Source organism: Variovorax sp. DAIF25, from assembly GCF_050711835.1.
Taxonomy (GTDB): Bacteria; Pseudomonadota; Gammaproteobacteria; order Burkholderiales; family Burkholderiaceae_C; genus Variovorax.
The window spans coordinates 1,484,814-1,499,770 of the sequence record NZ_CP136637.1; the positions used below are offsets into that span (position 1 = coordinate 1,484,814).

The 14,957-nt window shown below is 62.0% G+C and carries 10 protein-coding genes; 2 read left to right on the forward strand and 8 right to left on the reverse strand.

The window, feature by feature from the left end; translation table 11 throughout:
- Positions 1-27: 27 nt before the first annotated feature.
- From R0232_RS41100 to R0232_RS41135, 8 genes are all read right to left on the reverse strand, one after another.
- The gene (locus tag R0232_RS41100; RefSeq protein ID WP_431513150.1) at positions 28-381 is read right to left on the reverse strand and encodes an H-NS family nucleoid-associated regulatory protein; all 354 of its coding nucleotides are present in this window, start codon (positions 379-381) and stop codon (positions 28-30) included.
- A gap of 347 nt (positions 382-728) precedes the next feature.
- A complete protein-coding gene (locus R0232_RS41105) occupies positions 729-3,848 on the reverse strand; it encodes an error-prone DNA polymerase (protein WP_431513151.1) in 3,120 nt (1,039 codons plus the stop codon).
- Positions 3,849-3,858: 10 nt separating this feature from the next.
- On the reverse strand, positions 3,859-5,232 hold the full coding sequence (locus R0232_RS41110; RefSeq protein ID WP_431513152.1) for a Y-family DNA polymerase: 1,374 nt from the start codon (positions 5,230-5,232) through the stop codon (positions 3,859-3,861).
- Positions 5,174-6,016, reverse strand: coding sequence for a translesion DNA synthesis-associated protein ImuA (gene imuA / locus R0232_RS41115; RefSeq protein ID WP_431513153.1), 843 nt, complete (start codon positions 6,014-6,016; stop codon positions 5,174-5,176). The genes R0232_RS41110 and imuA overlap by 59 nt, the downstream gene beginning before the upstream one ends.
- Positions 6,017-6,350: 334 nt before the next feature.
- Positions 6,351-7,550: a cation:proton antiporter gene (locus tag R0232_RS41120; RefSeq protein WP_431513154.1), complete on the reverse strand. Its 1,200-nt coding sequence runs from the start codon at positions 7,548-7,550 to the stop codon at positions 6,351-6,353.
- Positions 7,551-7,994: 444 nt separating this feature from the next.
- Positions 7,995-8,528, reverse strand: coding sequence for a hypothetical protein (locus R0232_RS41125; RefSeq protein WP_431513155.1), 534 nt, complete (start codon positions 8,526-8,528; stop codon positions 7,995-7,997).
- A gap of 499 nt (positions 8,529-9,027) precedes the next feature.
- Positions 9,028-9,462 (reverse strand): GSU2403 family nucleotidyltransferase fold protein, encoded by a 435-nt coding sequence (locus R0232_RS41130; RefSeq protein WP_431513156.1) that lies wholly within the window; start codon positions 9,460-9,462, stop codon positions 9,028-9,030.
- Positions 9,459-10,595, reverse strand: coding sequence for an RpiR family transcriptional regulator (locus R0232_RS41135; RefSeq protein WP_431513157.1), 1,137 nt, complete (start codon positions 10,593-10,595; stop codon positions 9,459-9,461). The genes R0232_RS41130 and R0232_RS41135 overlap by 4 nt, the downstream gene beginning before the upstream one ends.
- Before the next feature lie 900 nt (positions 10,596-11,495).
- On the opposite strand from R0232_RS41135, the gene R0232_RS41140 reads away from it, so the two are divergent.
- Positions 11,496-13,778, forward strand: a complete 2,283-nt coding sequence (locus R0232_RS41140; RefSeq protein WP_431513158.1) for a DUF6351 family protein — start codon at positions 11,496-11,498, stop codon at positions 13,776-13,778.
- 84 nt (positions 13,779-13,862) lie between these two features.
- Complete coding sequence (locus tag R0232_RS41145) at positions 13,863-14,855, forward strand: tripartite tricarboxylate transporter substrate-binding protein (RefSeq protein ID WP_431513159.1); 993 nt, start codon at positions 13,863-13,865, stop codon at positions 14,853-14,855.
- The last annotated feature ends 102 nt before the right edge of the window (positions 14,856-14,957 follow it).

The window sequence follows — 14,957 nt, forward strand, 5'->3', positions numbered from 1 at the left end:
TCCGAGTTCGGCGCGCCGCCTCCCGAGTCACTTGGCCAGGAATTCTTCGGCCGACTTGCCCGCCTCAAGCGCGGCCTTGAACCACGCCGGCCGCGGACCGCGACCACTCCACACATTGCCATTCTGGTCCCGATATTTCGGTGCAGACGCACCAGATTTCCCGCCTTGCTTGCGGCCGGGCTTTACTGCGGCGACCTTGCGCGCACGACCGCGCCCCACGCCAGCGCCAACACCTAGTTCTGCGGCAGTGAATCCGTAGACGGCAATCGCCTCTTTGATGCGCGCCAGCACCTCGTCGGCCTCCTGCTTGCGCAGATGATCGGCTTCTTTCTGCAGTTGTTCGATCTGCTTCTGAATCTCGAGGAATGTCTTTTTTGCCATTGCTTTGGGTGTCCTGGTAATTAGAGGTCGCGTTTTATCATAAAAATTGACCCCTCCCGTTAGGAGGATTCCATTTTTTCGCCTTTCCACGCATTTCGACCGCCAAGTCTTTGGCAAGCGATCAGATGAATCAAGATTTCATTCGCCATTAATGAAAACGTTCGACTCACCGAAACAGATGGAATGCAGGTCGGAAAAATCCCTCCTGGGCAATATCTTGTACCTCTGCAATGCCGATCGCCATAAGCGCTTTGCACCAATGCATGGAACAATTTCGTAACACTTGGATGTCCAATTTGGTGCATCGCAGACCCTATCTATCTGAGTGCCCGTGCTTGCGCTATCTGCTATCTGAAGTCCCTGCTCTGGGTCGCAGTCGCAAGCCGGCCCAACAAGTGAGTTAGATCTTCCAGGCGCGATGCGACGAGATTCTTGACTTCTCCCTCGCGCTGCCAATGGCCATGGACCGCCAACAGTTTTGCCCCCAATAATTCGTTCCGCTGCAGATCCCGTAGACCTTTCCAAACGATAATCTGCACCACCCCCGTTTCGTCTTCCAACGAAACGAAGACCGTTCCCTTGGCTGTTTCCGGTTGCTGCCTCAAGGTCACGATACCGCAACAGCTCACCTGTTCACCGTTTTCGATGGCATCCAATTCGTACGCCGACAAAAATCCATGCCGGGTCAGACGCTTGCGCAGAAGACACATGGGATGACGGCGAAGCGTCAGACCAGTTGAGGCGTAGTCGAACACGATCTCCTCTCCTTCGGCTGCCTCCACGAGCTCCAGGACATCTTCACGGACTGGCGCCTCACGCAGCAGCTCGGGCGCCGCTCGCAGCCCCGCCGCGTCCCACACTTGCTGACGCCGATGTCCAGAAAGACTCTTGAGAGCGTCGGCTGCTGCCAGCAGTTTCATCTCGTGTAAATCGAGTTGCGCGCGTCTAGCGAGATCCTCCGCGTCATCAAAAACCTGCTGCGTGCGTGCCGCCACGACGCGTTGTGCCGAAGCGAACTGAAGACCAGTGATCATGCGCAGTCCGAGACGCACTGCCGGCTCATGCAGCAAGTCTTCCAAGGTGCAATCCCAGTCGCTGCACATGACGTCCACCGCGCGCACTTCGACGCCGTGGCGGCGCGCATCCTGCACCAGCTGCGAAGGTGAGTAGAAGCCCAGTGGCTGCGAATTCAGCATAGCCGCCAAAAATTCCACAGGATGATGACATTTGATCCAGCAGCTCGAATAGACGAGCAGCGCAAACGAAGCGGCATGGCTTTCCGGGAAGCCGTACTCACTGAACCCTTTGATCTGCTCGAAGATGGCTTTCGCGAAGCCTTCCTCATAGCCTCGAGCCGTCATGCCGTTAACGATTTTCGAGTAGTAGTGCTCCAGCCCCCCTTTTCGTCGCCATGCCGCCATCGAGCGACGAAGCCCGTCGGCCTCTCCGGGGGTAAAGCCGGCTGCCAGGATCGAGATCTGCATGACCTGCTCCTGGAAAACCGGCACGCCCAACGTGCGCCCGAGCGCCTCTCTGAGCGCTTCGCTGGGAAAGACAACAGGCTCCTTGCCTTGGCGTCGGTTGAGGTACGGATGCACCATGCCGCCCTGGATTGGCCCCGGGCGCACGATGGCCACTTCGATCACAAGATCGTAGAAGCAGCGCGGCTTCAGCCGCGGCAGCATGCTCATTTGCGCGCGGCTCTCGATTTGAAAGATGCCCACGGTGTCGGCCTTGCAGATCATGTCGTAGGTGGCGGGGTCTTCTGAAGGAATGTCCTGAACGCCGAAGATGCACCCCTTTCTCAGGCCGATGAAGTCCAGCGCCTTGCGAATCGCCGTTAGCATCCCCAGTGCCAAGCAGTCGACTTTGAGCAACCCGAGCGCATCGAGATCGTCCTTGTCCCACTCGATGACCGTGCGATCAGGCATCGACGCGTTTTCAATGGGCACCATGCGACACAGCGGCCCCTTGGTGAGCACGAAACCACCGGTGTGCTGGCTCAGGTGCCTTGGAAAACCGATGAGCTGCTCAGTCAGGTGCATCAACTGCTGAACCTGCAGCGACGCGAGTGACAATCCGTTTTCCTGCAACCGCTCGGGGCGGACCTGCCCTCCGTCCCACCACAGGTGCCCCTTGGCCAAAGCATCGATCACCTGCGCAGACATCCCGAGCGCCTTGCCGACGTCGCGGATGGCACTCTTGGGGCGATAGCTGATTACCACGCCAGTGATCGCAGCGCGGTCGCGTCCATATTTTCGGTAGAGGTACTGCAGCACCTCCTCTCGACGCTCGTGCTCAAAATCTACATCGATATCCGGCGGCTCGTTGCGCTCCCTCGAGATGAAGCGCTCAAACAAGACGCTCATGCGGCCAGGGTCGACTTCCGTGACGCCGGTGCAATAGCACACGACGCTGTTAGCCGCACTGCCGCGGCCTTGGCACAGAATGTGGCGCGAGCGCGCGAATGCCACGATATCGGCCACCGTGAGAAAGTAGTGCTCGTACCTCAGGTCCGCGATCAGTGCGAGTTCGTGTTCGATCTGCACTTGCGCCTTGGCAGGAATGCCATCCGGCCAGCGACGCCCTGCCCCCTCGTAGGTAATGCGGCGCAGATAGCTCGCCGGCGTCTCACCCGCCGGGACCACTTCATCGGGATACTGGTAGCGAAGCTCGTCGAGGTAGAAGTTGCACCGCTCGGCCACCTCGAGCGTGCGCGCGAGCAATTGCGCGTCGTAGGTCTGTGCGAGACGAAGCCGCGTACGCAGATGGCGCTCTGCGTTGGGCTGCAGATCCAGGCCGCATGCAGTCAGCGGCTTTCCCAGGCGCGTGGCCGTCATCACGTCCTGCAGCGGCTTTCGCGAACGGACATGGAAGTGCACATCGCCCGCGGCGACAAGCGGGATGGCGGTCTCTTTGCTCACCTGGTTGAGTCGATGAAGCCACATTTCATCGTTGAGCAATCGCAGCTTTTCCACGGCGAACCAACAGCGCCCGGTGAATTCATCCAGCAGCCAGCGCCCGATCCCTTGCAACTGCGCAGGAGTTGCCATGCGCTGCGGCGAAGCCAGCACCACGCACCCATTGAGCTCTGCGCCACTAATCTCCCTGCGCCGAAGGCGGTAGCTCCCCTTTTCCGATGCGCGACGTAGTTTGGTGATGAACTGAGCCAGATTTCCGTAGCCCTCGAGGTGGCAAGCCAGCACCGTGAGCGTGAAGGCAACCGCATCTGCATCCGTGTCATCAGGCTGCACAAGGAACTGACTGCCGATGAGCAGCTTCAGGCCTTGCTCTTTGGCCGCGACGTGGGCGCGCACCACACCGGCCAGACTGCATTCATCGGTGATTGCCAGAGCCGAGTAGCCCAGTTGCTTTGCCCTCTCGACGAGCTCTTCCGGGCGGCTCGCCCCACGCAGGAAACTGAAGTTGCTCACGCACTTCAGCTCGGCATAGGCGGGCAATTGCATGGCGGCGCGCTCAGGCAAAAGTGCCGTGAAGAAACCAGGCTGTATCTTCCGCCGCCAGCCGCATCTGGAAGATCCAAAGCACGCCCGCATGCTCGCTCAAGGCCACCCAGTAGTCGCGCGCGACATGGCCTGTGCGCTCATCCGTCGCTGCGGCTGCGCTGCCGTCCTCGCCATCCCCTTCGGCTTCCGCAGCTTGCGTTGTTCGATCCCACCAACCGCCTTCGACGCGATGCGGCCCGGCGAGCAATTGCAGCACGCCCTGATAAATCGGGCGGTTGTCTTTCGTGGCCAGGCGCAGCGGCTTCGACAGGATGAATGTCGGTTGCGGCACATCCACGAGCCTGCACCGGCCGCGTGGTGTCGCCTCTGGCGCAGGACGCCAGCGACACATCCACTCCATCCGATGATCTTCGAGGACGACCGGGCGAAGCACCCTTTCGGGGCCAAGGCGTGCGGCAACGCGCTCGAGCACCAACGCCAAGCTCTCGCCCGATTGCCGGGCTTCAGGCAGCATCGAAAAGCTTTTCTCTTCCAGCGGATGCACCTCGGTCGCCAGTAGCTCAAGGTCACCCACCGGCGCCAACAACTCGATCTTGGCTACGTGCTCTGCCAAGAGCCGCATCAGATGCTCCGTAGCCCGTGTGGGCTGCGCCGTGCGCACCGTGAGTTCGCCGCCATCACCTGCGCTCCTGGAGCGCATGGCATCGTGGCACCAGCGCAGCGTGAAAGCGGTGACGCCCGATCGCCGGGCGGCGAGCCAGCCGGCCAACTGCAGCATCAATCGCCGTGCGCCGAACAGCATCGCCGGAGCATGCTCGACACGGGCCATCAGCTCGAGCTTCGCGGCAAAGGTCTCGGGCAGTTGCGCCCAGGCATAGCTTTCGGGGCGCAATCCGTATGCCTGGTCGAGCGCCGTCAGCACCTGGGCATCGAAGCGCCGGCTCAGCCCTCCACGCGGCAGCGCTCTCACGTGTCCGAGGGTCTGGCAGCCCAGGCGCGCCAGCGTCGCCTGATGCACCGCGACGTGGGTCACTGTCTGCAAGGGCAGCGCGTCCAGCAACTGTGCCAGTGGCTTGACAAACCCGTTGGACAGGCCGGCACGAGCGAGCGCTAACGCGGCGAGGCTCGTGGGGGCCCAGGCCAGTTGCCGTACGCCCAACTCGGCGCATTCATCGCGCACTCGCAGCACCAGACGACGCTTACCGCCGAACAAGCGCACGCTTTGCTCGACTTCCATGGCCACCGCTGGGCAGTCCAGAAGCGCTTCGAGGACGGCAACGCGCGGTGTGAATTGGAGACACCAGGTCGCCAGACCCTCGAGCGCTTCAGTGCGCCGCTGCGGGCCGTCCGGAAGCTTGTCCGGAAGAAGTGCTGCCCACAGCATGGGAAAGCTTTCTCGAGTGGCTCGCCGCGATCAGATGGCTCGGGCACGTCAGACGTGGCGTGAGGATGTCCTCGAGTCCACCGGGGATCGAGGGCAATCTCAGCTCCCCCTCGTGAGGTGGGCCTTTGCGCTTGAGCAGATGAATGCACAGCTCCCAATCGAGGCTGAACCGCGCCTGCAAACGAAGCGGTGCGGCCGAAGCCTCATGCTCGGCCGCCGCTGGACGAAAAAGGATCACCGGTCCATCACAGCTTTGAGCGCACACCTGCAACCGGCGAATTTGCTCCTGCCGGGCGTGAGGCAGCCATCCAAGGAGCATGCCCACCGCATTGGCTTTGATGAGTTGCTCGATGGCCCACAAGCGTTCGAGCGGCTTGTCGGCCTGGATCCATACCAACTGATGCTCGTCGAGTCCGAGGTGAAGGAGTCCCGGCAGGTGAGGCGCCTTCGGCGGACCGACCAACACGATCTGCTTGCCCTGCGCCACCAACGCGCGCATGGACGGAGCGCACAGACGCCACTCAAGCGCTGTGGGTTGCAACTGCAGCACCTCGGTCAACGACTGGCAGGGCCAGCCGCCTCCCGGCAACTGTGCGTCCAGTGTCGCGAAGCCGCTGCTCAGCGTCGTCGTCACAGGACTACCCATTGCGTCGCCACGCCAGAGCGCGGCCTCTATGGCAGGGGACAACGTGAGCGGGTCACGCGAGATCCTGCCTCGTGACACCGGCGACAGACGGGCCGGCGGCGGGTCTTCGCCACCAGCCCATGACAGGGAGATGGCCATGAAAGGCTCCGATTACTGTATGGACATACAGTATCCTAAGAGCGTCTGGCTTTAGCAAGAATGTTTACAAATTTCTTCGTCGATGGGTGTTTGGAAGCAGGCCGGCGCGCCTCTGGATCGAGACCAGGCATGGGGATCGGCGTCGTCAGCGTGAAGCCTTCTGGCGAATGCGCCGACTGGAGAGGTCACTGGATAGGCGTAGAACGTGGTACTCGCAAAACTGCCTGGGGATCGCTGCATGACCCGTCAAGATTTTGAGCCGCATTCCCCCGGAACCATCTAACGGCGATAGCAAGGAACCTGCGCAGGCCCACTCGCCAGCAAGGCCCTCCGCTCAGCGCGACCGAAAAACGATGTCTTTCATGCGCTGCAGCTTGGGCGACACGACCGGCACCGTCAGCATGGTGCTCGCCACGGCCATGATCAGCAAGGCCGTGAAGGTCTCGTTGGTGATGATCGCCTTGTCCAGCAGGACGTTGGCAAAAATGATCATGATGAGGGCTTTGGTCTGCAGCAGCCAGCCGATCAGCGAGGCTTCGCCCGGTTGCCAGCGCAGCAGCCGCCCCGCCAGGCGGAGCCCGATCAGCTTGCCAGCCACCGACGCGACCAGCAGCACGGCCGCAACAAGGAAGACCTCCGTGCCGCCGACCTGCCAGTTGGTACGCAGGCCGGTGCTGAGAAAGAAGACCGGCATGACCACGAGCAGCACGTTGTGACGCAGCCAGTCCATCTGCTGCTGGTCAAACCATTCCGCGTCCATCACTGCGCCGGCGATGAACGCGCCCACCATGTAGTGCAGGCCCGACCAGTCGGCACCGAGCCCGCAGGCCGCGAGCCATATCAGCCCGGCGTACCTGCGATCGCGCTCGGGGACGCGGACCATCAGCCGGCGGAAGAGGATCGAAGCGACGGCGAATACTGCCAGGAAGCCTGCCTGCCTGCCGACCCGCTCCCAGTCCATGAGGATCAGCGCCAAGACGCCCCAGATGGCGATATCGTCCAGGCTCGCGTAACGCAGGATGCGCTGACCGATGGGCTGGCGCAGGATCTGCAGCTTCTCCATCAGCAAGATGAGAATAGGCAGGGCCGTCACGGCGCACGACATGCCGATGCCCAGCACGAACTGCCAGGACGTCCCACCTGCCCCCATCCAGCCGGGGTAGGGCAGCAAAGCAAGCGCTGCCAGCGCGCCGAAGGCCAGCGGTACGCCGAGCGCCAGTCCTGCCGTGACGCCACTTTCGCGGCGGTGCTCCCAAGCCTTGCGCAAGTCGAGCTCGATGCCTGCGATCCAGACGAACATCATGACGGCCCACTGCGCAACGGCGTTCAGCGACTGGACAACTGGCCCGTTGAAGACGAACTTGTAGTAGTCGGGAAACACCGCGCCCAGCACGCCTGGCCCCAGCACGATGCCAGTGATGATCTGCACCACCACGAGCGGCGCGAAATACTCGGTGCGCCCCAGACGCCAGACAAGGTACGGTACCGAAAAGATGATCAACATGGCGACGAGGAAGATCTCGGAAGTGGTCATGCAGAACGGCGCCGGCGAACGGGAAGGAATGAAAGAGGGCTCAGTCTGACATGGCACCAGCCAGTCAACGGATTGGTTCAGCTGGCCGTGATGTCGATGGCTGCGCGCCCGTCATCGACATGCGCGTGAAACGACCAAGACTTGCTGCACTTTCGGGCGGGTCTTTGGGGCAAGCCGGGCATCCGCGGCGACGTGCGCAGTATGCGACGTTGCGTCGCGCACCAGACCACACCGACCCGCATCTGCAGAAGCTGGAGCGAAGACGCTTCTTACGAACGAACCGTCAGCACGCAGGCGGCATTGCGAAACGGTCGATAGCTCGAGCCCTCGCGCGAGCGACCGTCCCGACAAGGGCATCAACTGCGGGTGCCGCAGCGAATCTTTCGAATGCTTGATGGCTCGGCAACGTAGGCTCAACGGGCGTTGCACAGTGACGCCAACGATTCAGTCTGCGTCAAGCTGGGTGTCAAGCTGCCTCGCGACCTCGGCATAGTGGCGCGCGGAGGCCGGATTCTTGGTTTCTACATAGTGCGCACTGACGGCACGTGCGGCACGAAGTGCAGCCTCGAAGCCATCATGACGCTCCTGCCAGGAGCCGTCACGCGATCCGAGGTCCCCCTCCACGAACCGGCCCACCCGATAGCCACCCCCGTCGAAGTCGATGGCACCCATCACTGGAATCCCTTCGCGCATCTCCCCGTAGAAGGCATTGCCCGCCTTCGCACCTTCGCGATTGCGCAGCATGCCCAGTCCAGCCGCTTTGCCGCCAGGGCAGGCCCCCACCCAGTAGGTCGCAGCGCCTTTCAACGACGCAGGGACAACAAAACGACAGTCTCTCGAGGGATCCTTGACCCAATCTGTTGCGGTCTGTGCGCCCGCCGCCAGCGCGAGGCTTGCCAAGCCTCCCAGCAACATCCGCAAAGCCGCGCGCCGAGCAGCAGCGCCCATTGCATACTTTTTCTTCGAGAATTCAAACATTCGCAATACCCTTCCAGCCATCCCCAGCGCTAACGAATCGTTGGATCAATGATAAATAGTGGGATCAACTCTATCGACGAATATTGAAGCCGATGCGACGGCGCAAGTCTGTGGGATACACACTCAAACCGACACCGACCACGTTCCGCCAGGCCCCAACTTCCCCGCGCGAGCGCTCGTGAGCCGTGAGCGTCCGGCCCCTTGTCTTGAATTCTCTTAAGGCGAAGGATTTTCCTAGTCGCCAGGCTCCCCAGCGTTAAACAGCTGCAGGGATGAACCGAACTGTACGATTAGTAGTAACGCGGGCGTTGGTACTGTACGAGCTTGCGCGCGAGCTGGGCGGCCCTCGTGGACTCGAGACAAGCTCGCGCGTGAGCGTTTGGATCGATCGGTCCTTAGTCTCGATCAGGCGCAGCTGCTCGGCGAAGCCATCGTGGAGCCAGAAGGCCACCTCATCCAGTTGCTCTGCACTGTGACCCTTCAATTGTTCGGCATCCAGCTAACTAAGAACAATGCCGAAAGCATGCTGGCAAGTCGCTTGAATCTGTTGTGCCACGATCCCCCCTTTCGCCAGTGTCGCGTCAGGCTTGCCACCACGTTTGATACCGCTTCCTGCAAGCGGGGTTAGAAACTCTGCATAGAAGCCGCCTTCTTCTTGACCCAGCGTGTAGTGGGCCACTGGCGGCGTATGGTCGCCACCCAACGCTTCTTGAAAGCCGTGTCCAATCAAGGCGCTTTTGATGTCGCCTTCAATCCCCTCCTTGTTGGCGAAAGCCAAATCAGTGTCGCGGGTAAAAACCGGCTGATGCTCCAGCTGATTTGCTCGTGCATCGAGCCGATGAAGGCGATGAGCCCACCCGCCGATGAAAACCAACTGCTGGCGCCACGGATCCAGTGCCTGCACCAGTCTCGCAAACGGCTCTAGATCGTTCATCCAGCTTGCCTCTCAACGAGGGGGCTCATCACCTTCTTATAGATGAAGTCCGCCTGCTCCGCACCGCGGGACGGATGGTTCGCCACGTCCAGCCAGACCTGGATGGCATCGCATGCAAGCACACCGTTGCGATCAACGGCAGCACGGAACGTAGATTGGGGAAAGGAGGCCTGCCTCAGTATGAAATCCGGGCGTTCATGGGCCGACGCGACAAGCGCGGGCCACTCGGATATATCTGGACGTGGAAGTTTTGGAACGTACACGTATGGCGGCACGCCGCTGACATGCCCAAGGCTCAACGCATCCGCAGCAGCAAAAAGTCCCAAGCAGGCGTCGACCTTTCCGTTGAGATGTGTCTGAATCTGCGACAGAACCGGGGCCTTGATCAAGAATCGCATGGGCAACTCCGGGCACGTGCGCATGGCCGCGGCACGCCAGCGCCGAAACAGCTCTTCCCGACGCACCAGGACGATTTGCGACGACGACTCATCAAGGAAGCCTTCATGGCGAAGCTGGCTCAAAAATCGGGATGCACTCATTGCCGATACTTGCGCGGCTTGGGCAAATTCTGCGCCGGTGCGGTAGATCTGGCGAGGAGCCTGCAACAGGCCGTCAGGAACGTCACGCGCTAAAAGAACCTTGAGCATCCATTGGTTGAGATCTGAGAACAGATTGACAGACTGTGGTGTCGAGTGCGCGGCGTAGCGCGCAGGCTCGGGAAGCATCTGATTCAGTGCCTCAAGCGCTGGCCCTCGGAAAAACCGTACGCCAGATTCAGAGACGATGCCAATAGGTACCTGGATGGCATACCGCTCGACAAAGCTTTCCACATGTCGCAGCAGTGACGAGGCAGCCTGCTCTACGCAAACGACCGCCAACGGCAACACGTCGCCCAGTGAGACCGATGCGGCCTGAGCTTCGAGGATGGCTTGAGACAACAGTGGAATCACCCGGTCGGGTCGACCTTCAGAGACGGTCTTGACTTCCACCGCAAAGCGAAAAGCACCCTGGGCAACGATCAGATCCGGGCCCTGCCCCTCCTGGGCGGCTGTCACCGCCCACCCGTGGTCGCGAAACACTTGGGCGACGAAATCCTCGCCGGCTTGCCGGTTGATCGATCGTGAGGAAAACACACAGCTCCTACAGTGCCCTATCAGGGCCATTGTACAGATCTCGGCCATGGTAGCAACCACGTCCATGTTAGCACCAGGCCGCAGTAGATATGGAGCCTTGCGCGATCTCTTCAAGCAAGCGCTGCCTAGCTCCGAATCCTACGTCTGGCCACGCCCCCTCGAAGACCTCGTTGAGCGTACGAACATGCGGTTGAGGATGTCTGTTGCCAGTTGAGAGCTGGTCAGCGTGCGCCCTGATGAGGCAACCTGGGTCGTCCTTGGAGAGGATTGGCTGGGCGCCGAGGGCTGCTGAGCCTGAGCCGCTGCGCTCCAAACAAAGAATGCGCCTGCACCCACAGTACCGACGACGAGGCGGGCAAAGTACATCGTCAAATCCCGCCATTTGAATGGTCTCGTGGCCCCTCATCAGGCTGCCAAAGGTTGCAGGCCCTCGGCACGGGCGTCGTGTCTGCATCGAGCGCAACGATTTGTCGGCAATCTGCTTGGATCGTGGTGTGCGGTTTCCCAGCCAACCCAAGCTCGCCGTGGCTGGGGTTTCAGCCGAAAAAGCGCGGGAAAACCTGGGGCAAGGCAAATAAACCCTATCCATATCAACAACTTACAGGGCAATGTCCGCCTGGCACATGCGTTGCTATTCCTGAGCGCATCCCTGAGACAGAGGACGGAGACAACCATGCGCCACACCCCCTTGCCCAGCACTTCCCCGCGGCCTGCGCGTTCGCGACCCGAGCGCCCGCGCCGCCACCCGCCTACGCCCCTGCTCTGACATGCGCCGCTAGGCGCACGGCCCGGCTTCACCGGGTCGCGCCGCCGCATGGTCATCCCACTGCGGGCGAGCCCAGCCATTCACCTCCCCCCTTTTCCTTCCCAGCAACCAGAACCACAACGGAGACCGAGAAAATGAATGCAAGACCTGAGATCAAGTCCCGCCTCGCCAAGGCGAAAGCGCCGCTGCGCATCAGCACCCTGCTGGCCGCGATGATCCTGGCCGCCTGCGGCGGCGGAAGCGACGGAGGCGGTGGATTCATACCGCCCGTCCCCGGCGGCGGTGGTGGAAATCCGACCGACCCCGGCAACCCGGATCCGGGCACACCATCGGCGGGGGCAACGCTGAAGGTCGGCGTGCTGTCGTCGCCGCCTCAGTTGGTGACCGGAGACGACGCACTCGTGGAACTCGAATTGCTGAGCGAGCAATCTCCCAGCAGCCTGTCGGTGACGGTCGACGGGCGCGATGTCACGGCCTCTTTCGCGCCCAACCCGGCCAACGGACGGCTGGTGGGCAAGGTCACGGGGCTGAAGACCGGGGCCAATGAGCTGGTAGCCAGCTACGGCGGCTACAAGGCAACGCTCGCATTGACGGCCTACCCGATCACCGGCCCCGTGATCTCCGGGCCACATGAGGAGCCCTTCGTGTGCGGCTACGAGACCTTCACGCGCATGGGCGGACAAAAACTCAAGTCGCTCGACGACGGCAAGTGCTCTGTCGAAACGCGCGTGGACTACTACTACCGAACCACTGCGGGCGCCAACACGCGCTTCGAACCCGGCAGCCTGAGCGCCTATCCGGCCAACATCGCCTACCTCACGATCGACGGCAAGCAGGTGCCGTACGTGATCCGGCTCGAGAGCGGCACGATCAACCGCGGCCTGTACCAGTCGGCGATCCTGCATGACGTGCTCAACGAGCCGCCGCCCTCACCGACCCATCGCACCGCAGGCTGGAAGGGCGGCCTGATCTATCCGCTGGGCGGCGGCTGCCAGGGCGGCTGGTTCCAGCAAGGCAATGACTTCGCCACGCTGATCAACCCGACCTACCAAAGCCGCGGCCTCGCGGTGACAACGTCCACGCTGAATGTCTTCGGCACCAACTGCAACGACCAGCTGTCCTCCGAAACCATCGCCATGGTCAAGGAGCGCTTCATTGAAAACTTTGGCGCACCCACCTACACCATCGGCACCGGCGGCTCGGGCGGCTCTTACCAGAGCCATCAGACCAGTGACAACTATCCCGGTCTCTTCGATGGCGTGGTGGTGAGCCAGGTGTTCGCCGACGTGACCTCATCCACGATCTTCAAGCTGCACGACTCGCGCATTCTGAACAACTACTTCAACGACCCGGCCACCGTGGCGCTGAACTACACCGTGGCCGAAAAGCAGGCGATCTCTGGCTACCTGCAGATCGGCAACATCCCCAACATGAGCGGCAGCGCCGGTCGGCTCGACCCGCTGGTGTCATTCCCTGCAGGCGTGCCGGTGGAGAAGCGCTACAACCCCGCGACGAATCCGACAGGCGCGCGCGCCACGGTGTTCGACCACACCGTGAACGTCTACGGCAAGACGGCCGAAGGCTTCGCGCTGCGCCCGATCGACAACGTCGGCATCCAGTACGGCCTGAACGCGCTCAACGAGGGAAAACTCAGCATCGACAAGTTCCTCGACCTCAATGAACGCGCTGGCGGCGTGGATCGCGACATGAAGCGCACTACGACCCGTACCGTGGGCGATCTTGACGCACTCACGCGTGCCTATCAGTCGGGGCGCATCGTCAACGGTGCGGGGGGACTTGCATCCACCGCCATCATCGACCTGCGCGACTACAACGACGGCACGGTGGGCGGAGACATCCACACCAAGATCCACTCGTTCTCCATGCGGGAGCGACTGCGCCGCGCCAATGGCAACATCGACAACCACGTGATGTGGACCAAGGGCGCGAGCAGCGCCGAAGCCTTCGATGCGATGGATGTCTGGCTGCGCGCCGCCAAGGCCGACAACTCCGATCGTGCACTCGCGCAGAAGATCGCCGCGGCACGCCCTGCCGATCTGAAGGACGCTTGCTGGAACAACGGCCTGAAGTACACGGAAGAGCAGACTGCTTTCGGCGAAAGCGCGTGCAACACCTTCTACCCGGCAGGTACGACGCCGCGCATGGCCGCTGGCGGCCCGCTGACCGATGACATCGCCAAGTGCCAACTCAAGCCGCTGAACCCGTCGGAGTACCGCGTGTTCTTCACGCCCACGCAGTGGGCCCGTCTGAATACTGCCTTCCCGGACGGCGTGTGCGACTGGACCAAGCCCGGCGTGGGCCAGCAGCCGCTGAGCGGCACCTGGTTGTCGTTCGGGCCCTCCCCCGTGAACCTGCTGTTCGACATCACCAAGCAAGTCACGCCTTCGATGCTCTAACGCCTGCGGCATGACGCACGGGCCGCTGCCGACGATCGGCAGCGGTCTTTGGATCTTTCCTCTTGTCCCAACGGAGTCTTTTCCTTGAACCGATCGATCTTCAACCGAAGCCTGGCCCTTCTCGCGGCTGCCACCGTGGCCCTGAGCGTGCATGCGCAGGACTTTCCGGGCGGCAAGCCCATCACCATCGTCGTGCCCTTTGCCGCGGGCGGTCCTACCGACCGCGTGGCGCGCGACCTCGCCGAAGCGCTGCGCAAGCCGCTGGACGGTGCAACGATCGTGATCGACAACGCCGCCGGCGCCGGCAGCACCATCGGCAATGCCAAGGTGGCGCGCGCCAAGGCCGACGGCTACACGTTGCTGCTCACGCACGTGGGTATGGCCACCACCCCCGTGCTCTATCGCAAGCTGCCCTACAACTACGAGAGCGACTTCGAGTACCTGGGCATGATCAACGATGTGCCGATGACCGTGATCGGCAAGCCGCAGCTCGAAGCCAACAGCTTCAAGGAGTTGCAGGACTGGATCGGCAAGAACGCCGGCAAAACCAACCTCGGCAACGCCGGCATCGGCTCGGCCTCGCACCTGTGCGGCCTGCTGCTTCAAAGCGAGCTCAAGGCAGAGATGACCACTGTGCCCTACAAGGGAACGGCACCGGCCATCGCAGACCTGCTGGGTGGACAGATCGACCTGCTGTGCGACCAGACCACCAACACCACGGGCCAGATCGAAGCGAAGAAGGTCAAGGCCTATGCGGTGACCACGCTCAAGCGCCTGGGCACGCCCGCGCTCAAGGATCTGCCCACACTCGATGAATCGGGCCTGAAGAACTTCCAGGTCACGATCTGGCATGGGTTGTATGCGCCCAAGGGCACGCCGGCGCCGGTGGTCAAGAAGCTCAACGATGCGTTAAAGGTCGCGCTCAAGGATGCGGAGTTCATCAAGAAGGAGGAAGGCCTGGGCGCGGTCGTCGTGACCGACAAGCGCGTAGAGCCCGCCGAGCACAAGAAGTTTGTGCAAGCTGAGGTCGCGCGCTTCGGTCCAGTCATCAAGGCTGCCGGCGTGTACGCCGATTGACGCCCATCGGGGGTGCACGGAATGGCGCCGATGCAGGGTAACTCCGTCTCGGCGAGCCACAAGCGCCTGCGTACGATCACGGGTTGTTGTTTTCGTAGCCTC

Coding starts and splice junctions, on each gene's coding strand:
- R0232_RS41100 (WP_431513150.1), bottom strand. CDS start 381: ATGGCAAAAAAGACATTCCTCGAGATTCAGAAGCAGATCGAACAACTG.
- R0232_RS41105 (WP_431513151.1), bottom strand. CDS start 3,848: ATGCAATTGCCCGCCTATGCCGAGCTGAAGTGCGTGAGCAACTTCAGT.
- R0232_RS41110 (WP_431513152.1), bottom strand. CDS start 5,232: ATGCTGTGGGCAGCACTTCTTCCGGACAAGCTTCCGGACGGCCCGCAG.
- imuA (WP_431513153.1), bottom strand. CDS start 6,016: ATGGCCATCTCCCTGTCATGGGCTGGTGGCGAAGACCCGCCGCCGGCC.
- R0232_RS41120 (WP_431513154.1), bottom strand. CDS start 7,550: ATGACCACTTCCGAGATCTTCCTCGTCGCCATGTTGATCATCTTTTCG.
- R0232_RS41125 (WP_431513155.1), bottom strand. CDS start 8,528: ATGTTTGAATTCTCGAAGAAAAAGTATGCAATGGGCGCTGCTGCTCGG.
- R0232_RS41130 (WP_431513156.1), bottom strand. CDS start 9,462: ATGAACGATCTAGAGCCGTTTGCGAGACTGGTGCAGGCACTGGATCCG.
- R0232_RS41140 (WP_431513158.1), top strand. CDS start 11,496: ATGAATGCAAGACCTGAGATCAAGTCCCGCCTCGCCAAGGCGAAAGCG.